General features: G+C 36.5%; 22 protein-coding genes. 9 read left to right on the top strand and 13 right to left on the bottom strand.

Annotated elements, in window-relative coordinates; all coding sequences use genetic code 11:
- Positions 1–16 precede the first annotated feature (16 nt).
- Both odhB and apaG read left to right on the top strand, forming a co-directional pair.
- Positions 17–1,270, top strand: a complete 1,254-nt coding sequence (odhB, locus tag ACKTTZ_RS21815; protein ID WP_034695469.1) for a 2-oxoglutarate dehydrogenase complex dihydrolipoyllysine-residue succinyltransferase — start codon at positions 17–19, stop codon at positions 1,268–1,270.
- Between the two features lie 80 nt (positions 1,271–1,350).
- Complete coding sequence (gene apaG, locus ACKTTZ_RS21810; protein WP_034695467.1) at positions 1,351–1,740, top strand: Co2+/Mg2+ efflux protein ApaG; 390 nt, start codon at positions 1,351–1,353, stop codon at positions 1,738–1,740.
- Between the two features lie 72 nt (positions 1,741–1,812).
- Here apaG and ACKTTZ_RS21805 read toward each other — a convergent pair whose 3' ends face one another.
- From ACKTTZ_RS21805 to ACKTTZ_RS21795, 3 genes are all read right to left on the bottom strand, one after another.
- Complete coding sequence (locus tag ACKTTZ_RS21805; RefSeq protein WP_034695465.1) at positions 1,813–2,367, bottom strand: 3'-5' exonuclease; 555 nt, start codon at positions 2,365–2,367, stop codon at positions 1,813–1,815.
- A gap of 144 nt (positions 2,368–2,511) precedes the next feature.
- Complete coding sequence (locus ACKTTZ_RS21800; protein ID WP_034695464.1) at positions 2,512–3,489, bottom strand: glycosyltransferase family 2 protein; 978 nt, start codon at positions 3,487–3,489, stop codon at positions 2,512–2,514.
- Positions 3,490–3,495: 6 nt separating this feature from the next.
- Positions 3,496–4,380, bottom strand: a complete 885-nt coding sequence (locus tag ACKTTZ_RS21795) for a lysophospholipid acyltransferase family protein (RefSeq protein ID WP_034695463.1) — start codon at positions 4,378–4,380, stop codon at positions 3,496–3,498.
- A gap of 81 nt (positions 4,381–4,461) precedes the next feature.
- On the opposite strand from ACKTTZ_RS21795, the gene ACKTTZ_RS21790 reads away from it, so the two are divergent.
- Complete coding sequence (locus ACKTTZ_RS21790) at positions 4,462–5,034, top strand: thioredoxin family protein (RefSeq protein WP_034695460.1); 573 nt, start codon at positions 4,462–4,464, stop codon at positions 5,032–5,034.
- Between the two features lie 156 nt (positions 5,035–5,190).
- Here ACKTTZ_RS21790 and ACKTTZ_RS21785 read toward each other — a convergent pair whose 3' ends face one another.
- Entirely contained in the window at positions 5,191–6,552 is a 1,362-nt protein-coding gene (locus tag ACKTTZ_RS21785) for an aldehyde dehydrogenase (protein WP_253317408.1), read from the bottom strand.
- Positions 6,553–6,743: 191 nt separating this feature from the next.
- Here ACKTTZ_RS21785 and ACKTTZ_RS21780 point away from each other — a divergent pair, with 191 nt between their 5' ends.
- Both ACKTTZ_RS21780 and ACKTTZ_RS21775 read left to right on the top strand, forming a co-directional pair.
- Entirely contained in the window at positions 6,744–8,423 is a 1,680-nt protein-coding gene (locus tag ACKTTZ_RS21780) for a hypothetical protein (RefSeq protein WP_034695457.1), read from the top strand.
- 17 nt (positions 8,424–8,440) lie between these two features.
- Positions 8,441–8,950, top strand: coding sequence for a hypothetical protein (locus tag ACKTTZ_RS21775; protein WP_034695454.1), 510 nt, complete (start codon positions 8,441–8,443; stop codon positions 8,948–8,950).
- Between the two features lies 1 nt (position 8,951).
- On the opposite strand, the gene ACKTTZ_RS21770 is transcribed toward ACKTTZ_RS21775, so the two are convergent.
- From ACKTTZ_RS21770 to ACKTTZ_RS21760, 3 genes are all read right to left on the bottom strand, one after another.
- Entirely contained in the window at positions 8,952–10,514 is a 1,563-nt protein-coding gene (locus ACKTTZ_RS21770; protein ID WP_253317406.1) for a hypothetical protein, read from the bottom strand.
- A gap of 287 nt (positions 10,515–10,801) precedes the next feature.
- Positions 10,802–11,848 (bottom strand): HlyD family secretion protein, encoded by a 1,047-nt coding sequence (locus ACKTTZ_RS21765; protein ID WP_253317405.1) that lies wholly within the window; start codon positions 11,846–11,848, stop codon positions 10,802–10,804.
- Positions 11,849–11,853: 5 nt separating this feature from the next.
- Entirely contained in the window at positions 11,854–13,110 is a 1,257-nt protein-coding gene (locus tag ACKTTZ_RS21760) for a TolC family protein (protein WP_407846601.1), read from the bottom strand.
- Between the two features lie 214 nt (positions 13,111–13,324).
- On the opposite strand from ACKTTZ_RS21760, the gene ACKTTZ_RS21755 reads away from it, so the two are divergent.
- Complete coding sequence (locus ACKTTZ_RS21755) at positions 13,325–14,128, top strand: helix-turn-helix domain-containing protein (protein WP_407846600.1); 804 nt, start codon at positions 13,325–13,327, stop codon at positions 14,126–14,128.
- Between the two features lie 311 nt (positions 14,129–14,439).
- Here the strand turns inward: ACKTTZ_RS21755 and rplI are convergent, their stop codons facing one another.
- The 6 genes from rplI to ACKTTZ_RS21725 form a co-directional block, all read right to left on the bottom strand.
- Positions 14,440–14,943, bottom strand: a complete 504-nt coding sequence (gene rplI / locus ACKTTZ_RS21750; protein WP_034695445.1) for a 50S ribosomal protein L9 — start codon at positions 14,941–14,943, stop codon at positions 14,440–14,442.
- A 110-nt stretch (positions 14,944–15,053) separates the two neighbouring features.
- The gene (rpsR, locus tag ACKTTZ_RS21745) at positions 15,054–15,356 is read right to left on the bottom strand and encodes a 30S ribosomal protein S18 (RefSeq protein ID WP_002979091.1); all 303 of its coding nucleotides are present in this window, start codon (positions 15,354–15,356) and stop codon (positions 15,054–15,056) included.
- A gap of 32 nt (positions 15,357–15,388) precedes the next feature.
- Positions 15,389–15,730, bottom strand: a complete 342-nt coding sequence (gene rpsF, locus ACKTTZ_RS21740) for a 30S ribosomal protein S6 (RefSeq protein ID WP_034695444.1) — start codon at positions 15,728–15,730, stop codon at positions 15,389–15,391.
- A gap of 114 nt (positions 15,731–15,844) precedes the next feature.
- Positions 15,845–17,218: a chloride channel protein gene (locus ACKTTZ_RS21735; protein ID WP_253317404.1), complete on the bottom strand. Its 1,374-nt coding sequence runs from the start codon at positions 17,216–17,218 to the stop codon at positions 15,845–15,847.
- 472 nt (positions 17,219–17,690) lie between these two features.
- The gene (locus tag ACKTTZ_RS21730; RefSeq protein WP_034695441.1) at positions 17,691–18,998 is read right to left on the bottom strand and encodes a dihydrolipoamide acetyltransferase family protein; all 1,308 of its coding nucleotides are present in this window, start codon (positions 18,996–18,998) and stop codon (positions 17,691–17,693) included.
- 63 nt (positions 18,999–19,061) lie between these two features.
- Positions 19,062–19,889: an S-adenosyl-l-methionine hydroxide adenosyltransferase family protein gene (locus tag ACKTTZ_RS21725; RefSeq protein ID WP_034695439.1), complete on the bottom strand. Its 828-nt coding sequence runs from the start codon at positions 19,887–19,889 to the stop codon at positions 19,062–19,064.
- Positions 19,890–20,022: 133 nt separating this feature from the next.
- On the opposite strand from ACKTTZ_RS21725, the gene ACKTTZ_RS21720 reads away from it, so the two are divergent.
- The 3 genes from ACKTTZ_RS21720 to ACKTTZ_RS21710 all read left to right on the top strand — a co-directional run bounded on the left by ACKTTZ_RS21720 (position 20,023) and on the right by ACKTTZ_RS21710 (position 22,399).
- Positions 20,023–20,982 (top strand): PhoH family protein, encoded by a 960-nt coding sequence (locus ACKTTZ_RS21720; RefSeq protein WP_002979097.1) that lies wholly within the window; start codon positions 20,023–20,025, stop codon positions 20,980–20,982.
- 120 nt (positions 20,983–21,102) lie between these two features.
- The gene (locus ACKTTZ_RS21715; RefSeq protein WP_034695437.1) at positions 21,103–21,765 is read left to right on the top strand and encodes a porin family protein; all 663 of its coding nucleotides are present in this window, start codon (positions 21,103–21,105) and stop codon (positions 21,763–21,765) included.
- A gap of 133 nt (positions 21,766–21,898) precedes the next feature.
- Positions 21,899–22,399 carry a hypothetical protein gene (locus ACKTTZ_RS21710; protein ID WP_253317403.1) on the top strand — a complete coding sequence of 167 codons (501 nt, stop codon included), beginning with the start codon at positions 21,899–21,901 and terminating at the stop codon, positions 22,397–22,399.
- Positions 22,400–22,651: the final 252 nt, after the last annotated feature.

Below are 22,651 nucleotides of genomic sequence, written 5' to 3'. Positions count from 1 at the left end.
ATAAAAAATACTCGATATGTCAGTTTTAGAAATGAAAGTTCCTTCACCAGGCGAATCAATTACAGAAGTTGAAATTGCAACTTGGCTTGTAAAAGATGGTGATTATGTAGAAAAAGATCAACCTATCGCCGAAGTGGATTCAGATAAAGCAACTCTTGAATTGCCTGCAGAACAAAGTGGTGTTATTACTTTAAAGGCAGAAGAAGGTGATGTAGTACAAGTAGGTCAGGTAGTTTGTTTAATTGATATGGACGCTGCAAGACCAGAAGGTGCTGCACCTGCTGCTGAAGCTCCAAAACAGGAAGAAGCTCCGAAAGCTGCTGAGCCTGCTAAACAAGAAGCTCCAAAACCAGCTGCTCCGGTAGCTGCTCCACAAACTTATGCAACAGGAGCTCCATCTCCGGCTGCTAAGAAAATCCTTGACGAAAAAGGAATGGATGCTGCTCAGGTTTCAGGAACAGGAAGAGATGGAAGAATCACTAAAACTGATGCTGAATTAGCGGCAGTTCCTGCATTAGGAGGAAGCCCTATGACTGCTACAGGTGCTAGAACTACCACTACAACTAAACTTTCAGTTTTAAGAAGAAAAATCGCTCAGAGATTGGTTTCTGTGAAGAACGAAACAGCAATGTTGACGACTTTCAACGAAGTTGACATGTCTGAAATCTTCAGATTAAGAAAGCAGTATAAAGAAGAATTTGCTCAAAAACACGGAGTAGGACTTGGTTTCATGTCTTTCTTTACAAAAGCAGTAACAAGAGCATTACAAATGTATCCGGATGTAAATGCATCTATCGACGGAGACTTCAAAGTAAACTATGATTTCTGCGATATTTCAATTGCCGTTTCAGGTCCTAAAGGATTAATGGTTCCGGTATTGAGAAATGCTGAAAATATGTCTTTTGCAGGAGTTGAAGCCAACATTAAAGATCTTGCTGTAAAAGTAAGAGACGGTAAAATTACTGTTGACGAAATGACTGGTGGTACTTTCACTATTACAAACGGAGGTACTTTCGGATCTATGATGTCTACACCAATTATCAACCCTCCACAATCTGCTATCTTAGGAATGCACAACATTATCCAGAGACCAGTAGCTGTTGACGGACAGGTAGTAATCAGACCAATGATGTACGTTGCCATGTCTTATGACCACAGAATTATCGACGGTAAAGAATCTGTAGGATTCCTTGTAGCGGTAAAAGAAGGTATCGACAACCCTGTTGAAATTCTAATGGGAGGTGACGAAAGAAAAGGCCTTGGATTATAGTTTTTAATGAAATTATAACATAATATATAATCTCGCCTCAAAAAAGGCGAGATTTTTGTATTTATTAAGAAAATGCTACAATGATGTTTTCAAAAATGACTTCCAATATCAAAGTTTCAGTTATACCTGAATATGATAGTAAAAACAGTTATCCTTCCGAAAACCGTTACGTTTTTAAATACAATATCACGATAGAAAATGACGGAAGCTTTCCTATCAAAGTATTGAAAAGAAAATGGTTAATCTTCGATGTCGGATTCGGATACACAGAAATTATAGGCGACGGGGTGATCGGACTGACCCCTGAGATAGGAACTGGTGAAAATTTTGCTTATTTCTCCAATGTTATGCTTCGTTCCGGAGTAGGAAATATGAGCGGAAAATACCTGGTTAAAAACATGGAGACACAGGAAACTTTTGAGATTGATATTCCAAAGTTCAATCTGTTGTCTGAAGTGTTGAGTAATTAATAACTTATGCCCTGTAAAAAGTACAGGTTTTACAGATCAATAAAAACCCGGGTTTATTTGTTTATAAAATTACTAAAGCCTTTTAATTTTTGCTTTCATATACTCGTTTACTTCATCATTACTGGTGAGGAAGAGTTTCTCAAATGCCAGTAAAGAAATCTTGGCACATACTTCAGCATCTGCACCCGCTCTGTGGTGGGTGAAATCAATTTTATGATATTCAGCTAATGGTTTCAGACCATATTTCGGAAGATAATTCCATGATTTCTTAGCCAACTGAATACTGCAGAGATAGTTCAATTTGGGGGTAAACATTCCGTAATGCTCCAGACATCCTCTTAAAACAGAAGCGTCAAACCCTGCATTGTGAGCAATCATAAGACTTCCATACATCATATCCTGAGCTTCATACCATACTTCATCAAAGGTCGGTGCATCTTTTACATCTTCAGGATGAATACCGTGTACAGCAATATTGAATTTACTGAAATAAGGAAAACTTGGTGGTTTTATCAGCCAGGTCTTTGTTTCTACAATTTTAGAATCCTGTACGACACAAATTCCCATCTCACAAGCTGAACTTTTCTCGTGAGTAGCCGTTTCAAAATCTATTGCACAGAAATCCATTGTTTTTAAATTGTATGTTGTTGATAGTTCTCTAGTTTAGAGTTTAAAGTTTAAGGTTTTAATTGAAGTGATGAAATTTACTCTAATAATCTTAGTTCAAAATAAGTAAGAGAGTCGTAATTTTCAACTAATCCCTGCAACCTGTTACCTTCCTCCCAAAAAGTGCTTAAAAATTAACCATTTCGATTGGTAAAACTGATTCTTCTGATGTTTCTGGCGAAGTTTCCATGTTCCGGGAAGCTGAGCATAAAACCCAAAATGAGCTCTTACTACAGCCCACAGATGGGGAAAGCCTTGTTTTAAACCAAAATAAATTCCGGCAACACCATCCAGACATAATCTGAAAAATATTAAGAAGATCAATTGAGGAAAAGGAAGGTTTTTAAACATCATAGAAAGGTTATTTCTGATGTTTAAATACGTTTTCTGTGCACTCTGTTTGTTGAGCGTTCCACCACCTACATGGTAAACTTTGGATTTCCCGGTATAATAAATCTTTTTTCCGGAATTAATAAGCCTCCAGCAAAGGTCAATCTCCTCCTGATGAGCAAAAAATCTTGCATCAAAACCATTCTGCTCCCAGAAGTCTTTTGAACGGATAAAAAAGCAGCATCCTGATGCCCAGAAGATCTCTGTTTCATCATTATACTGGCCTTTATCTTCTTCCAGATCATCAAAAACTCTTCCTCTGCAGTAAGGATATCCAAGATTGTCTATCAATCCACCGGCAGCGCCTGCAAATTCAAAATAATTTCTGTTGTGATAAGACAAAATTTTGGGTTGTACTGCAGATATAATAGGGTTGTTCTCTAATAATTCTAACGCAGGTACTGTCCAGTTCTCCGTAACTTCTACATCAGAATTGAGAAGACAGTAATATTCATTTTTGATGGATTTTAATCCTTCATTATAACCACCTGCAAACCCATAGTTTTTATCATTTTTAATAATACATACTGTGGGAAAATTCTTTTGTAAAAACGCAATGGAATCATCCGTAGAAAGATTGTCAATCACATAAATATCCGCATTCTGAGAAAATTGTACCACACCCGGAAGAAATTTCTCAAGCCAATTTCTGCCATTCCAGTTTAAGATGGCAATTGCCAGTTTTTTCTGCATGTCAATCTATTTTTTATCAGAATCAAAATTCTTAATGGAGTCCTGATACTTCCATTTTCTATGTGACCAAAGGTAGTTGTCAGGATATTTGTGTAAAGTGTTTTCCAATAATTTATGAAATTTTCTCACAACTTCATTTTCTGTAAACTTTTCACCATCCGGATATATTCTGTGATAATTAACCTGATAATAACCGCGTTTTACCTTTTTCATTTCACAATAGATGAAGACAAGATCCATCCTTGTGGCAAGCCTGTCATAGCCTATAAAGGCAGGCGTACGCTGATTCAGAAATTCTAATCCGTAAGTGACATGAGCGTGGTGAGGCGTTTGATCAGCTACAAACATATAAGCTGAATCTCCATTATTTTTAGATCTGAAAATATTCAGAATAACTTCATTGGCTTCCAGTGCTTCGTTTCCAAATTTGTTTCGGACTTTCTTCATCTGATTCTCCCAAAAGTCATTATTTACCTTTCTGTAAACGGGATGGCAGTGCGCCTGAGGAATAATTCTTGCCAGTGCATTGATCCATTCCCAATTGAAAACGTGACCAGCCAAAAGAATAATATTTTTACCTTCTTCTTTAGCTTCGTGAAATAAATGCTGATTGATATGCTGCATCCTCACTCGGGATTCTGTTTCCGAAATGCTGAAAGATTTGATAGTTTCTACCAGGTAATCTGAAAAATTAAGGTAGAATTTTTTTCGTATCTCCTTGATTTCTTCTTCAGATTTGTTGGGAAAAGAGTTTCTAAGGTTTTGAGTAATAACCTCTTTTCTGTATCCTACAATATAATAATTCAGGAAGAAGATGACGTCCGAAAAAACATATAATATTTTCAGCGGAAGCTTGGAGATCAGATATAATATTTTGATTAGAAAATTCATAAAACACGCAAATTTAGTGATAATAAAATTATGGTTCTATTTTTGCAGAAGGATATGTATTATTTTTTTTACTTTTATATTATGAAAAGATTGATAATATTCGCTTTCCTGGGATTAAGTACTTTCGCTTTTTCGCAAGATGTAAAGAATTCCCCCGATAAAGGAAAACAAAAAACAGCTCTTATAGTTCCTGCAGAGCAGGCTAAATTAGAGGCTCAGAAAAAGGCAGCTGAAGAAAAGGCTAAGCTTCCTAAGCCTTATGACCCCAAAGCTGATGCTCAGGCTGATATTAATAAACTTGTTGCCCAGGCTAAAAAGGAAGGCAAAAATATAATGATCCAGGCAGGTGGAAACTGGTGTATCTGGTGTCTTCGTTTTAACGATTATGTACAGACGACTCCTGAACTGAAGGAAATTGTAGACAAGAATTATCTGTATTACCACCTGAACTATTCTCCGGATAATAAAAATGAAAAAGTTTTTGCTCAATATGGCAATCCGGGAGATAAATTCGGATATCCGGTTTTTATTATTCTAGATAAAGATGGAAAATTGATCAAAGTTCAGCAGAGCGATGTATTGGAAGAAGGAAAGGGCTACAGTAAAGAAAAAGTAAAAGAATTCTTTACTACATGGGCTCCTAAAAAAGGATAAAATAAAAACTGCTTCAGCAATGAGGCAGTTTTTTTATTTTAAAAATCTGTTTTATTAGAAACTGTAACACTTTCTATTTAAAATAAAGTTTCTCACAATTATACCTGTATTTATAAGAGGTCTGCAAAATCAGCGAGAGAATAATATATATTGAATTTACAGTAACTTTTTAATCCAGCTTAATTTTTTATCAGAATAAGGTGGATATTTGATATTCGGTTCACCCCAGGTTGCTTTTTCAAGAATGGCTTTCTGGTGTGAAAAGGTTTCGAAACCATATTTCCCGTGATAATTTCCTATTCCTGAGTTTCCCACTCCTCCAAACGGAAGATTGTCATTACTTAAATGCATCACCGTATCATTAATACATCCTCCTCCAAAAGAAAGCTTTCGGGTAAATTGATCTTTTTCTTCAGAATTATTGGTGAAAAGATAGGCGGCCAGAGGTTTTTCAAGTTCTACAATGGAGTGGAGTGCTGCATTATAATTTTTAAAGCTGATGACCGGCAGGAGAGGTCCAAAAATTTCTTCCTGCATGATTTCGTCATTCCAGTCTATATGATTCAGAATAGTGGGCTCGATATAGAGCTTTTCTTCGTCAAAATAACCTCCGGAAAAGATTTTTTCTTTATCGATAAGACGTATCAGGCGTTGAAAATTCCTTTGGTTGATGATTCTTGTATACTGAACAGAATCCTGATCATATTTAAATTCTTTGATGTATTTCCTAAGCATTTCCAGAAACTGCTCCTGAATGGTTTCTTCCACCAAAAGATAATCGGGAGCTACGCAGGTTTGTCCGGCATTAAGGAATTTTCCCCACACAATTCTTTTGGCTGCCATTTCGAGATTGGCATTTTTCGTGACAATAGCCGGAGATTTTCCACCTAATTCAAGGGTGACAGGAGTGAGATGCTCTGCAGCTGCCTTGTACACAATCTTTCCGACTTTTGTACTTCCTGTAAAGAATATCTTGTCAAATTTTAATGTTAAAAGAGCTGTGGTTTCATCAATACCTCCTTCATATGCATAAAGATATTCAGGTGGGAAGTTATCATTGATGATTGCTGCCATAGCTTTCATAGTATTTTCAGCGATTTCGCTGGGCTTAAGAATACAACAGTTTCCTGCAGCCATGGCCGCAATGATGGGAGAAAGAGATAATTGATAAGGATAATTCCAGGCTCCTATGACCAGGATACAGCCCAATGGCTCCGGGTAAATTCTGCTGTTTCCCAGCTGATTGACAATGTTGGTACTTACTTTTTTAGGCTTTGAAAGGGATTTTAGGTTCTTGAGATAATAATTGATATCATTCAGAATAAAAGATAATTCTGTAGTGAAAGTATCAAATTTTGATTTTCCAAAATCTTTGTTGATCGCCTCACACAGCATATTCTCATTAGAAATAATAAGATTTTTAAGTTTTTCAAGATACATTTTTCGAAAAGCAATGCTTTTGGTTTGCTGTGTTTTGAAAAAATCTCTTTGCTTCAGTAGAATACTCTCAATTTCCATCGGTGATTTTTTATAATATTAAACGTTCTTATTTTCAGGATCGTATAGGTTGAAAATTTATTAATAATAATTAAATATTGATTTAAATAAAATCAGTTTATATTATTTTTTAATTAATATAGTGATAAATATTGTAAAATTCATTGTTTGGTGATAAAAATATTGTAGTTTTATTTGTATAAAATTTGCGGATGAGAAAATTGCTCTATTTATTTCCTTTATTCTTTTGTTATTTCAGTTACGCACAATGTACAAATTGTGACATTCAAAATCCTACAGACCCTAACTATCATTTTCCGGATAATACAACGGTTTGTTTTACTTCGAATACTACATTCAATAATCCGACTTTTGGAACCAATTCTAAGATTTGTATTGCTTCAGGTGTGACCTTACAGTTTCAGAACAATATCAGTGGCGTTACAAATGCTTCGGTAAGTTTTGATGTTCACGGAACGCTTAATTTTAATCAGACAATAACAAGTGTTGCTGATCTTGATGTACATGTTTACAATACCGGGAATATAACTGTAGGAGGAGGAAATGGAAATCTGACAATGAACGGACAGATTAATAAAATTGTCAATGAAGGACTTATTGAGCTTGGTGTTTTACAATTAGGTGACAATACCTCCAATACGATTGATAATTTTGGAAACCTGAATATTAACGGAAACCTGAATATGAGCAATTCGGCAGTTACTTTTTTCAGAAACGAAGGAGGAGGGCTGATATTACTCAGTGGAAACTATGGAAATAGTGAACAAAGTGTCTATGTGAATTGTGGAACCATTATTTCTCAGAACGGATTTAATATCAACGGGGGGAAAATTATCAATACAGGATTTTTTACTGTGGGAGGAGATATTAATTTATCGGGAAGCAGCAGTGAAATTTACAATTTTGGACTTTTTACGTCCACAGGGAATATGAATAATGCGCCAGCTGATGCTGTGATTTATAATGAAGGAGAACTAGCGCTGAACCAGTATCAGGGAGGGAATGCTGCCATTCAGGGGCCTGCTTCATCCACCAAAAAAGGATATATCGTTTTGCAAAACCCTATTCAGGTGGGAAATGTTGTGATTGGCCCTAATCTCGATTTTAGAAGAACGACAGGTGTTTCTGATCCAGGTACAGTTTTCATGAACAGTACTCCAAGTTTTTTGGCTAATGTTACCTATGATTGTGCTTCTACCAACAGCTGTAGTGCGCCTTTGATTATCAATCCGGGATTTTGCCCTGCCATTAACGGAGATCTGCCTCCAATGGCAGTAGATGATACCTACACCATTGTTGCAGGAGGATCTTCTGCAGGAATTGTTCTGGATAACGACTTTGAAACGTATGGCGGAGCACAGGCAACTCTTTCCAACGTTATTTTATCTCAAATATCAACCTCAAACCCCAATATTTCATTGAATACAACTGACGGACATATTCTGGTAGCTCCTGGAACTCCTCCGGGAACATATACTTTGGTGTATCAGATCTGCCAGACCGCTTCTCCGTCAAATTGTGATACAGCAACGGTGACTGTTACGATTCAAGGGAACGTACCTTGTTATAAACCTGCAGTGACAACAGGAACCGTACTTTCATCAGATTTCGGAATTACTTCATTAAGCAGAGCAGATAAAGGCGGAAGCAACTGGCCGGGAGCAAGAAAAGGAGCGTGGGCTGTTTTAGAATCAAAGAATAAAGGTTTTGTACTTAACAGACTTACCGATGCTCAGGTAGCTGCTATCCCACAGGCAGACCTTAAAGAAGGAATGATTGTTTATAATACAACGCAGAATTGTCTGCAGGTTAATATTGATGGAACGTCTACAGGCTGGAAATGTTTCAATACCCAAACCTGTCCGGATTAACAAAAAACTGAATAGTTATGAAAAAAATAATCTTACTCATTATAATAACAGCTTCCGGTAGTTTTAATGCTCAGGTTGCTTTGGGGAAAACGACGTTAGAATCAGCTTCATCATCTATTGAGTTTGGAAATGAAAACCGAGGGCTTGTTCTTCCATGGGCGACAAACACTGCCAGCATTCAAAATGTGGTGAATGGTACACTGATATTTGATATCTCAGATATGAAGGTGAAAGTGTATCAGAACAACCTTTGGAAAGACCTTTCAGTGGATGCAACCGGTAGTGCTGATACCAGTCTTCAGGATAGTTTAACAGATCAGTCTGATGCAAAGGTTTCTGTAGGAACACCGTCATCTGTCTCTGGAATTCTGGTGTTGGAAGATACCAATAAAGCCATGATTTTACCAAAAGTAGCTTCTCCCCACCTCAATATTATCTCTCCTGCTGCCGGTATGATGGTTTATGATACCCAAAAAAAGCAACTGGCAGTTTTCAACGGAACAGTCTGGTCCTTTTGGGGAGAGTAGTTTACATGATATTCCTTACTGCTATTTTTACAGGGTGATAAAGAAGCAGACCAATTGCCGTAATAAGTGCCAGCCAGAATAATCCTGTGAAAATTTCCATGTTGGAAAGAAGGATAGACTGAGCCGTTATTTTAGCTTTAAAAGCTCCAGCTGTCATGGATAAAGAATCATTCACTGACAGTCTGGAAATATTAGCTCCGAAAATCTGGCTCCATTGATTGTAAAAAACAGGATTGGTATCTGTAAAATTAGCACTGAGAGTATCGGAATGTTTTAATGTTAAAAATAACATCAAATTCTGCATCAATGCATATCCGATAGCTGTTGTCCAGAAACGGGTTGTGGTTCCTAACGCTGTAGCATTGGAGACGTATTCTTCCGGAGTTCCTGAAATCAAAAAGAAAACAAGCGGCGTAAATAATAATCCCTGAGCTACTCCCTGCAGAAATAAAGGCGGACAGATGGTGGAAAGGGTAGTGTCAGGATAAAAAGTATAGGTAAACCAGGCACAATCTATGGCCAGTAACAGAAATCCGGTAAAGAAAACAATCCTTGAAGATATTCCACGGACCAGACAGATTCCTGATAATAGTATTCCCAAAAGAGTTCCTGCGACATTCCAGTACTGGATGTTCACAATATAATCCCAGGGCCATTTCCATACCATAGCCATAATGCTGTAGACGTTATTTAGCCCGGAACGGATCAGATAAAAAATAAAAAACAGAATCATTCCTGCAATCACATTTTTGGAGCTGAAAACTTCAAAATGGAACAGTGGTCTTTTAGAATTTCTTTGTTTAAGCATAAATAAACCTCCTGAAAGAAGGAATATAAAAAGACACATGATAATGGTGTCAGATTCAAACCACATCAATCTTTTACCATAAATAATAGCGTAACCGCCAGCCTGCAGACATACCCAAAGCAAAAACCAGCTGGTAATATCCAATTGGTATAAAGGTTTTTTAGGAAAGAATCTGTTTCTGTTGAATAATGCAATGCCAATGATCAGTACAAATACATGAAAATACACCATCATCAGAATCATATGCTGAAAATCGTAATCTTCAATACTTGATTTCAGCAGGGAAGTGGTAATGGTTCCTCCTGTCAGCATGATAGTATACATGAAGAGGTATGCTAAAACTTTGGCGTGTTTTGTTTTTAATTCAGCAATAATTAAAGGCAGAAAAATAGCTCCTTCCAGCAACCCGAAAATTCCTTCTAAAAACCGGATCACCAATATCACATGATAATCATGGGTAACTGATAAAACGTAAAGAATAATCACGGAAATGGAAGCCATCAGCAGCACATAATATTTGACGCTGAAATACGCCATAAATCTTTGTAAAACTAAAAGGGTAACCACAAATGTCCCGTACATCAAAATCATTAAATACTGGATGTCATCTGAATCTACATCCATAAAAGAAGAGGTGAAGGCGCTGTTTGAATGTAAAAGCGACAACAACATCAGGTGGGGAAACAATGCCAGTATAAGAAGAGGCAGTTTCAGCCATTGTGGTACCCATTTATGATAAACTGTATTGTGTTGCATAATTTTTATGGTGGACAAAAAGCAAAAAATCATTTTTCTGCTTTTTAATCTGAATGAAAAATGCGAAAAGACAAAGGGCAAAGGTGTAAATAAGTAAAAGGTAAAATGGCAAATATGCGTAAGAAAAAATTTGCAGATTCGCTATTTTGCGGTTTGCCTTTTCGCTAAAAAAAAAATTTAATTTGAAAATTTGAAAATGAGAGAATTTGAAAATTAAATTAAAACCGAATATTTTATACTCTAATACTCTAATACTCTAATACTCTAAAACCCTCCCACACTCAAACTCATATCTTCTTCGCACTCACCAGAACATTCATTCCGGAAAGCAGTTTTTCGTTGTCTTTATTATTATCTAGAATAATTTTCACAGGAAATCTCTGTTCAATTTTTACAAAATTTCCGGTTGCATTATCTGGTTTTACTAAGGAAAACTGAGATCCTGAAGCAGGGGAAACGGAAAGGATTTTTCCTTTAAACTCAACATCGGGATAAGCATCTGCAGTAATAATTACTTCCTGTCTCTGGTCAATCTGCCCCAGTTGCGTTTCCTTGTAATTAGCAATGATCCATTTTTCTTTGCTGACGATCTGTACCAAAGCCTGACCTTCCTTAATCAACTGTCCTTCCTGAATGGTCTTTTTTCCTACCCATCCGTCATAAGGAGCCGTTATTACCGTATAAGAAAGATACAGCTTAGCATTATTAAGACTTGCAGAACTCTGCTGGATCTGGCTTTTTACAGGAGCAACTTTGGTTTGTTGTTCGTTTGCTCCGGCTTTTACTGCGTTTTTCTGCTGTTCCAATGCCAGAAGATTGGCTTTTGACTGTTCATAAGAAGCTTTTACATTTTCAAATTCCTGCTCTGTAGCTGCATCTTCTGTCAAAAGGTTTTTATATCTTTTGTAATCCTGTTCTGTTCTCCAGATATCAATTTTTGCGGAAGCAATTTTAGCATCAATGATTTTAGTATCGCTTTCTTTAGTGTTTACGCCACTTTCAATAGTGCTTATGGTTGCTGTATTGGCATGAAGATTAGCTTCAGCTATGTGTACCTGGTTCACAAACTCTCGGTTGTCAATGACAATTAAAGTGTCACCTTTATGTACAAACTGATTTTCGTTAAAACGTATCGTTTTGATGAAACCTGATACCTTACTGGATACAGGCGTGATATATTGCTCGATCTGCGCATCATTCGTCGTCACATTTTTTCTCGAAAAAAGATAAAAGCTTACCATTCCTGTGATTCCACTGATAATAAGGATCCAGGCCAGTAAAGTAATGGACTTGTTGATTCTTTTTTCCTTTTGTGTCAATTGTTTCTGTGCCATAGTTTTTATAAGTTCCCAATCGTATATTGGAGTTGGTAATATTTAAGTTGTCTGTTAATTTTTACGGAAATAAGATTAGATTCAGCTTCCAGATACGTGTTGTCTGCATCTATCAGTTCAGTGATAAGGCTTAATTTATTGGCATATTTAGTTCTTACAATACGATAGTTTTCTTTAGCCTGATTAATCGCTTCCTCAGCAATTTTTACCTTCTGGTCTGTCTCTTCAAACTTTTTATACGCTTCATACACATTATGTCTTACATTTTCCTCGTTTTCTTCAATCTGCAGTTTGGCAAGATCAATATTTTCCCGTGCTTCCTGCATTCGGTATTTATTTTTGTACAGATTTTCGATAGGATAGGTAAGATTTACACCTACCATTCCCAAACGATACGCATAGGGTTCAGGAGGAAAAAACATCATATTCGGATATTTTAAAAAATATTCTCCGCCAGCGGTAATTTTAGGTAAATAATTTGCTTTGGTGATCTTTTGATCCAGTTCTTTAAGCGAAAGATTTTTGTGGGTGATTTCAACAGATTCATTTTGGTTTAAAGCTGTTTCTGTTAGTTCATCAACATAAGGAATTGCTGCGTTTTCCGAAATAAGATCTTCCGTATTTACATGCATTTCCTGATGTTCCGGAAGTGAAAGAATTGTTTTCAGTTTATGTTCTGCAATCTGAATATCATTATCCAGTTCCGTCCAGCTCATTTTATGGTTTGACAGCTGCAGTGAAGTTCTTAAGACTTCATTTACCGTTACAACACCATTAGCTTTCAAAGCTTTTACCTGCTTGATGTTTACAGAATCCTCTTTCATTTTATCATTAATAAGACTCTGTTGCTCTTTTAAATGATGGATCTGCAGAAAAGCTGTAATGATTGCCATTTTAAGCTGTCTCTCGTCCAGATGGGTTTTTAAGGCTGAAATCTCAGTGTCAATAGCCGCTTTCTTTTCCGTATTTTTTATTTTTCCGCCCATGTATACCGGGATAGAAGCAGATAATGTAAAGTCATACATGCCATTGATGGCATCATACTTTGTCGCTTTATTAAATACACCATCCTGATGCTGATATAAATTGGTTACCTGGGTATAGCTGGTATGAAATTCAATGTCCGGAAGCTTTTCCATTTTGAGATCTTTCTCTTTGGTAGCGGACATTTCCTGTTTCAGATGACTTATCTGTATGTTTTTGTTGTTTTTCAGCCCAATCTCTACTGCCTGCTGTAAGCCGAGGTGCTGATAATCTATCATCTGTGAATGTAAAAAGCTGCTCAATAATAAGCACAACGCTATGCACAGATACCGGCATGCGTTAAATATGATATTCATAAATTAATTAAAGGATTTTTGCTAAAATGATTTTGATTCAGCAAAGTTACGATGAGAAGCTACAGACCCTATTTGTGAAAACAGAAAAAGATTTGCTCATTTACGCCAATTTGGAAATTCTTCTTACCTTTATGGGATGAACAACAGCCATTTTAAAGAAGTAGAAGAAGATGATACCGAATTTTATGTTTATCATGTCCTTACCGGAAATGTAACCACGGAGATTCATTATCACAGTTCTGCACAGTTAGTCTATGCAGAAGGCGGTATTGTACATGTTTTTACAGATCAGAAACACTGGTATCTTCCTGCCAGATGTTTTATGTGGATTCCAGCCGGAACTCCCCACTATATTTTTTCTACCAGTCCAAAGGTTGATTTATATAACTTTTATTTTAAGAAAGAAGAAAATGAAAGTGGCTTTTTTGATGAAATTAATATTTATTCAGTAAATAATTTACTGCGGGAGATGATTTTGTATACTAAAGAATGGGATGGGAAAATCACAAAAAATGATACCTCTAAATACTTTTTCCTCAAAGCACTTAAAGGCGTTTTGCAGGAGAAAAAACACAAACACCTTGCCTTTCCCATACAACATCCGTTTCCTAAAGATGAAACCTTACTGAAGATTGCAAGATATATCCATGCTAACCTTGAGAAGCCCCTTACGATCGAATCTACCGCAAAAGAATTTGGAATGAGTACAAGAACCCTTTCCAGGAAATTTAAAGAGATTCTGGGCATGAATTACATTCGCTTTCTAAGAGCGTTGAGAATTACCCGCTCTCTTGAGCTGATGCTGGAAGGAAAATACAATATGTACGAAATTGCTATGATGGTAGGGTACAACAGCCTGTCGTCTTTCAGTAATATTTTCAAAAAGGTAATCGGTACTGCCCCTACGGAGTATCAGCATAAATTGAGAGGAGATAAGTAGTGAGTGGGAGGGTTTGAGGGTTTGAGAGTTTGAGAGTTTGAGAGTTTGAGAGTTTGAGGGTTTGAGATTCGGGTTACGGGGTACGGGGTATGTGGTACCGGGTTTTATAGTGTGGGATAGGTTTTCTTGCGTTCTTATGTGTAAGGTTGTTAAAAAGCTAATACAACGAGTAATAGTTGTTAAGATTTCCTACATTCCCCTTCCCTGAAGGGGTGGATTTTTGCACAGCAAAAAGACGGGGTAGTTCAATAAAAAAACCACCTCAATAAATTGAAGTGGTTTTGTATTGTGAGAAAATCTCAGTTGCTTAATTAAGCTTCTTCAGATTTAACTTCTTCTTTCTTAGCAGCAGGAGCAGCTACAACTGGAGCGTCAGATACGATATCAAACTCATAGTTGTACTCTACATTTCTGTGAAGTCTGATAAGAGCTGCGAATTTACCAGTTCTCTTGATAGTGTTACCAGGAATTTTGATATATTTTTTCTCTACAGAAACACCAGCTTTTTCTAAAGCAGCAGATAGATCAGCATTGTTGATAGATCCGAATAATTTGTCACCAGTACCTACTTTTGCAGGGATCGTGATAGAAGTTTTCTTCAATTGCTCAACTACAGCGTTAGCAGCAGCGATTAATTTAGCTTCTTCTTCTTTTCTAGCTTCTAATGTAGCTTCTAAAGCAGCTTTGTTTTTAGGGGTAGCTAAAAGAGCAATTCCTTGAGGAATTAAGAAGTTTCTAGCATAACCTGGCTTTACGTTTACTGTATCAAACTCAAGTCCTAAGTTTTCTACGTCTTTTTTTAGGATAATTTCCATTGTTGTTGTCCTTTTTAAGATTTTAGTTTTATATCTAAAATTAAGTTAGAATTAATGATGTATTCAGCAACAAAAGAAGAGGAGACCTCTTCTTTTATTTATTTTTTGTCTTATTTCAATAAGTCAGCTACGTATGGTAGTAAAGCAAGGTGTCTTGCTCTTTTGATAGCAGCAGAAACTTTTCTTTGGTATTTTAAAGAAGTTCCAGTGTATCTTCTTGGTAAAATTTTACCTTGCTCGTTTACAAATTGTAATAAGAAATCAGCATCTTTGTAATCAACGTGCTTAATTCCGTATTTTTTGAATCTACAATATTTCTTTTCAGATTTTGTATTGATATCAAGTGGAGTAAGGAATTTTACTTCTGATTCTCCTCCTGCTGAGGCTTGTTTAGCCATTTCATCTATTGCCATGTCTTGTCTTTTTTAAAAAATAAGGTTAATAATTAAGCTTTAGCTGCTTTTACTTTAGCTCTTCTTGTTACAGCGTACTCTACAGCGTGCTTGTCAAGTTTTGTAGTAAGGTAACGGATTACTCTTTCGTCACGCTTAAATGCTAATTCTAAATCAGCAACTACAGTACCTTCTCCTTTAAATTCGATTAAAGTATAGAACCCATTCTTTTTCAATTGAATTGGGTAAGCTAATTTTTTTAATCCCCAGTTTTCTTTAGCAACGATTTCGCAGTTCTTTTCTTTGATTAGATCTACATACTTGTTCACTGCTTCCTCTACCTGTGCCTCAGATAGAACGGGAGTTAAAATGAAAACAGTTTCGTAATTGTTCATAATGTTAAAAAATTTGTTAATTATTTCGAGGTGCAAAAGTAGAGAATATATTTCTTATATGCAAGGGGATTGGTGAAATAGTTAGCGTTTCCTTAGAATATTTATTCATCTTTGTTATTGATTCTTGGATTCAGTTTCATCTGTGGACCTGATTTCCGTTAGAAAATTTACCTTCAAAACATCATACAAAGAATGTCTGCTCACCAGGATAGATGCAATAGAAGATACCATTCCGGCAAGCATCAGGTGGAATATCAATGAATGTCTGTCCGTCATTTCCAGTACAATAATGGCCGAAGTAAACGGAGCTCTCGTGATACCGGTAAGAAAAGCGACCATTCCCGCCAGAATCACCACATTGGTTTCGTTAGGTGTTAAATGAATAATTCCTGAAATTACAGAACCTATACTTGCTCCCGCAGTAAGAGCCGGAGCAAAAATTCCACCAGCACCTCCTGAGGTAAAGGAAAGCGCAGGGCCAAGCATTCTGAGAATGGGAACGTACCAGTCTTCATGTTTATCTTTAGTAAAAAGGACGCGTTCCATGATTTCTTTTCCTGATCCCAGAACTTCTCTGTTGATGAAATAAGCGATGGAAGCAATAATTAAAGCACAAGCAATAAGAAAAACTACATTGGCTCTATCCGTTTTCAGTTTTTTCTTTTTCCAGCTATTGATTTTAAGCATGGTAACTGATAACTGGCTGGCAAGAATACCGGCAGTGGCAGCCACCAGTATAATCGGAAACATGACCATTAAAGAAACATCATTGGTTTTCGGATATCCCAGATATAAATAAGATCCTGCCAATGTTTGAGCGGTAAGACCTGCAATGATTACTGCTGTAAATAAAGCCGTTTTAAAGTAATTGATATGGGTTTTTGACAACTCTTCAACCGCAAAAACAATTCCTCCAAGCGGAGTATTAAATGCTGCCGCAAGACCAGCCGCTGCTCCCGTCATAATCATGTTTTTCTTGGAAATCTTTGGCCACCATTCCGGAAGGTATTCATTCACTTTTCTGAAAACTGAACCTGCAATCTGAATGGTAGGGCCTTCACGTCCTACTGCACCTCCTCCGATTACGAGGATCACGGAAGACAGTATTTTGAAAAAAATAATTTTAATACTTAACAGATTCCTGATTTTCCTATGTTCTTTCGGATTAGCCAGTTCTACAGCTGCCATCACTTGAGGAATACCGCTTCCCTTGGCATTGGGCGCAAATTCTTTCACCAGCCACCATGATAATACAAACCCTACGGGAGCAATAATGAAAATCATCCATGCATGCCAGTCGAAAATAAAATTCATGAGATGTTCACCCCATGCAAATACCTGTGCATACATTACAGCAAAAAAACCTGTAATTACAGATCCTATCCAAAAGGGAATAGCCTGAAGCAGGTTGTGTTTCAGCTGTTCATTCCGGATATTATCGAAGGAATTTTTGAGAGATCTTTTTATGAGGGCGAAAATTTTCAGCATTTGCAGGTTTTGAGGGATGAAATTACGGTAAAATTTTGGAAATTATGTTTCGTTTAAAAACTTTGAAATGATTTTAGCGTTTCCGTCCGTCAGTATTTTCAATGATAATCACCGAAATATTATCCTAAAGAAAGTTGATGTATATCTCGATAATGAGCTTTTCATTCAATTTCGTCAAACCAAAAAACTTTCTTTAATCCGGATCCAAATTATTATGATTGTTTCTGTTTAAATTTAATGCTTGTAAATGTAATGGCTAAAAAAGCGATTATAATGTAAAGTGATAATTGATTGATTGTTGATTTTGTTTTTAAATTAGTATTTTATTGGGTATTTAATAATTTTAATTAATACTGTTTGATGTTTTAAAACTTCAAAAGAATTGATTTGAAAAAAGAAAAACCTCCGAAATAACTCGAAGGTTTTTTTATTTGAAATCGGTAACAATTACTTATTACCCATTGCTTATTACTTATATTTCTGTGTTCAGATCCCAGTTTTCAAGGTAGTCGTGAACGTGCTTCAGCATCATTCCTCCCAGAGAACCGTCTACCACTCTGTGGTCATAAGAGTGAGACATGAACATTAAGTTTCTGATTGCGATTACATCTCCATCAGCTGTTTCAAGAACTGCAGGCTTCTTAACGATCGCTCCGATTGCTAAAATAGCTACCTGAGGCTGAGGAATGATCGGTGTTCCCATAAGGTTTCCGAAACTTCCTACGTTAGAAATTGTATAAGTTGCCCCTTGAGTATCTTCTGGTCTCAATTTCTTGTTTCTTGCTCTGTAAGCTAAGTCATTGATTGCTTTTGCAAGACCTGAAAGAGATAACTGATCTGCATTTTTGATAACAGGAACAATAAGGTTTCCGTCCGGAAGGGCAGTAGCCATACCGATATTGATGTTTTTCTTTTTAATGATGTTTTCACCATTTACAGAAACATTGATCATTGGGAAATCCTGGATTGCTTTCACTACAGCTTTTACGAAAATAGGCATGAAAGTCAGTTTTTCACCTTCACGTTTTTCGAATACTGCTTTGTTTTTATTTCTCCATTTTACAACATTGGTAACGTCTGTTTCAATGAATGAAGTAACGTGTGGAGCAATTTGTTTTGCTTTTACCATGTTTTCAGCGATGATCTTTCTCATTCTGTCCATTGGAATGATCTCATCACCTGCACTTACCGGAATGGTAGCTGCAGGAGCAGATACTGCCGGTTGTGGAGTAGAAGCTGCCTGTACCGGAGCCGCCTGCTGAGCTGGCTTGCTTCCTCTGTTAGCAACATACGCTAATATATCTTCTTTGGTAATTCTTCCTTCTAAACCGCTTCCTTTGATAGATTTCAGTTCAGTTTCAGAAATATTTTCCTGTTGTGCGATAGATTTTACGAGTGGAGATAAATAAAGGTCTCCTGAGAATTCTACGTTTGAAGCAGCTACTGTTTGTAGAGGCTCTTCAATCGCTTTTAAAGTTTCAGCATCCGGAGTCGCCGCAGGAGTTTCAGTTTTTACTTCTTCTGAAGCTGAACCTTCTCCTTCAATTTCTAAAATAGCAATGGCTTCACCTACTTTTGCAACTTCATCTTTTTGCTTTAAAATTTTTACAATTTTCCCCGAAACTGGTGTCGGTACGTCTGAATCTACTTTATCTGTTGCAATTTCTACTACGGAGTCATCCTCCTTTACGTTATCACCTTCATTGAATAACCAAGTGATAATTGTCGCTTCCATAACCCCTTCTCCCATGGATGGAAGCAATAATTTGTATTCTGCCATTTTTGATTTTTAGATTTTGACAAATATATAAAAAAAATCGGTTTTTTTAAGAAATATATAATCTTAGCTGAATTCGATATAAATATTTTCGCCTACATTCAGCCCAAACAGGCTTTTAGCACCGTTTTTCTTGCTTCCTTTGTAGATGGTAAGCTCCAATAACTGGCTATCATTGAAGATAGCAGCAGACTGTCCGTGGAATTCAGTCTCCCTTTTCCAGTCTGAAACGACCTCTGTATGGCTGGAAAATATTCTTGAAAGACTTAAATTTCTGAATTTTATGGTAAAACTGCTGTAGCCTTTACTGATGTTTTCAAAAAAATCTTTATTGATATTTGATATTATATTTCCGAAATTGTCAATATACGTCACTTCACCAATAATCATCCCTTCCGATTCATTATAAACCGCTCGTGGAAACATCAGCTGTTTTGCGGTGTTTATTTTCCTTCCTATGACTTCAGGAAGTCCGCCATTGGCAAGATGTACTGCTGCAGGAACAAAAATATCTGTAGAAGTGAAGTTGATAACGTCGTCAAAACGATTGTTCAGCGTAAGTTCGTAGATCGCTTCCGGTTTAATATCAAAAAATATAAGGCTTAAAAGGCCGTTATCTGCTGCCAGGAAATAAGATCCGTCTGCTTTATAGATGAGATTCTTTCTCGATTTGTTGTAAAAACTGTCTACGGAAAGAATGTGAATGCTTCCTTTAGGAAAATATTTATAGGCATTCCTTACAATATACGAAGTCTGTATAAGGTTGAATGCCTGGATATCGTGGGTTATATCAATAATATTAACCTCAGGGTTTAGAGACAGAATTTTGCCTTTCACAGCGGCAACTCTGTAATCTAAATTTCCGAAATCCGAAGTAAGGGTAATAATTGACATGAGCAATTTATAGAATAGTGTAGTATTGCAAAGTTATTTAAAATAAAAAGAAAGCCCGAAAGATTGTTGAAAAGAATTTGATATAAATTTGAAAAAAAGCTTTAATTTTAAAATCTAAAAATAAAAATACTGCATGTTTGAATTAACATATGATTTGGAAGATATCGATGCGAAAATCTTCTATGGAGTTAATAACCAATATTTCAACTTAATAAAATCAAGCTTTCCAACCATTAAAATTACAGGAAGAGATCATTTTATCTTTGCCATGGGAAATCAGGAAGCTTTAGACATACTGAAACAAAAACTGGATGATATTGTCAGTTTTATCTCCAAAAACAATTCAATAGGGCTGAAAGATGTTGAAAACATATTGAATATTAAAGACGAAAATGAGAAACAACTGGTATTCGATCAGGATATCATTGTAAAAGGAGTTAACGGAAAAGTAATTAAAGCTAAGACGACCAATCTTAAAAAGCTGGTAAAAGAGACGGAGAAAAAGGACATGGTTTTTGCCATTGGACCTGCAGGTACCGGAAAAACATATACCAGTGTGGCATTGGCGGCAAGAGCTTTGAGAGATAAAGAGGTGAAAAGAATTATCCTGACAAGGCCAGCTGTAGAAGCAGGGGAGAGTCTGGGATTCCTTCCTGGTGATCTTAAAGAAAAGCTTGATCCGTATTTACAACCTTTATATGATGCACTTCGTGATATGATTCCACATGAGAAACTGGAAGGTTTCATGGAGAAGAAAGTGATTGAAGTAGCACCATTGGCTTTCATGAGAGGGCGTACTTTGGATGATGCTTTTGTAATTCTTGATGAAGCACAGAACACCACTCATGCTCAGATGAAAATGTTCCTTACCAGAATGGGGATGAATGCCAAGTTCATTATCACAGGAGATCCGAGCCAGATTGACCTTCCGAAAAACCAGCAGTCCGGACTGAAAGAAGCGATGAGAATTTTAAATGGAGTAAAAGAAATCGGATTTGTACATCTTACAGAAGAAGATGTGGTAAGACACCCGGTGGTAAGAAAGATTATCCTGGCTTATAACGATGAGGAAAAAAGACTAAGAAACGACTAGTTCTGAATTTGTAAAAGTTTTCATTAACCTTTCATTAACCTTAAATTGGTTAGTTTAAATTTGTTAATTTGAAAAAAATAATTAGTTTTGCAGACCTTTAAATGTAAAAACTAATTAAACATGAAAAAACTTTTACTTGTTGCAGCGGTCGCTGCTATGGGAATTTGTGCCAACGCACAAGAATTTCGATTTGGTCCAAAAGCTGGTTTCGCAATGTCTACCATTAAACTAGACGATAAGCAAGATGATCTTGACGGAAGAAAAATGTCTCCTAAATATACCTTCTATATCGGTGGAATGGCTGAGTACAAATTCAATGATAACTTTGCTGTTCAGGGAGAGGTTTTGTATTCTCCACTTGGAGCTAAAGAAAAAATTGATGGAGTAAACGCTGGAGGGATGTATTTTGGGGAATCAACTAAAGTGACTTTCGGGACTCTTTTGGTTCCTGTTTCTGCAAAATACTTTATTACAGAAGGTTTCTCTGTAGCTGCAGGTCTTAACGTGGGAATTATCCTTACCGCTAAGCAGAAGACTGTCATCGGTTCAGATTTCCTTGATGTAGAAATGGAAGGTGAAGGCGGTGATGTAGATATCAAAAAAGATATCAAATCATTGAACCTTGCTCCGTTCTTAGGTGTTGAATATATGCTGGAAAACGGACTTTTCTTTGATGCAAGATACAGCTTAGGAGTGTCCAACCTATCTAATGACAACAGCGGAGGTTCTGTAAAGAACAGCTTTGCTCAGGTGGGTGTAGGTTTCAAATTCGGAGGAAACTAATTCTGAAATTTTAGTTATCAAATAATAATATAATGCAGGACAACATTTGTCCTGCTTTTCCTGTTATAGGTAGTTTATTCTGATGATAAAAATAATTAGTACTTTTGCACAGTAATTCAAAGCTACTAAAAAAATGAAAAAACTATTATTACTAGGTGCTTTTGCACTTTTAGGAGGTGCTGCTCAAGCGCAGGAAGGTTTTAAAATCGGTGGACATATTGGTGTTCCCGTATCAGATGCAAGTGATGTATCTTCGTTTACATTAGGAGTAGATGCAGCTTATATGTGGAATATTGCTAAAGGTCTTGACCTTGGGGTAACCACAGGATATTCTCATTTCTTCGGAAAAGATCACTTTGATGATTTCGGATTTGTTCCTGTAGCTGTTTCCGGGAAATATAGATTTAAAGGAGCTCCTATCTTTGTAGGATTAGACCTTGGATACGGTATTTCTACAAAAGATGGAGTAGATGGTGGTTTCTATGCACAGCCTAAATTTGGATATCAAATGTCTAAAGGGGAGTTGTACATCGGTTACCAATCTATCAGCAACAAGCGTGACCTACCAGGATGGGGAAGCTATAGCTGGAATGTAGGAGCTGTTAACCTTGGTTATAATTTCTTCTTGAAATAAGAAAAAGCAATTGCATATGAAAACTCCGGCCTTCGGCCGGAGTTTTTTGATTACTTATATATAGACTGTACGGATTTCTGATCAGGAATTTTTAATAGAGTGGATGTATATCGATTAGAAATAAGGAAAAACAGCTTTAAATAATAAACATTTGTTTAAATTTTAAGAGTTAATAACTTTAAAATTAATAGTTTAGGTTAATTGATTTTAGCATTTCCCCAGGATTGGTGGGGTTTTGCAAAAAATTGCAAA

Origin of the sequence: Chryseobacterium sp. KCF3-3, from assembly GCF_045865955.1 — a bacterium.
GTDB lineage: Bacteria > Bacteroidota > Bacteroidia > Flavobacteriales > Weeksellaceae > Chryseobacterium.
This window is presented reverse-complemented; position numbering and strand designations above follow the sequence as displayed.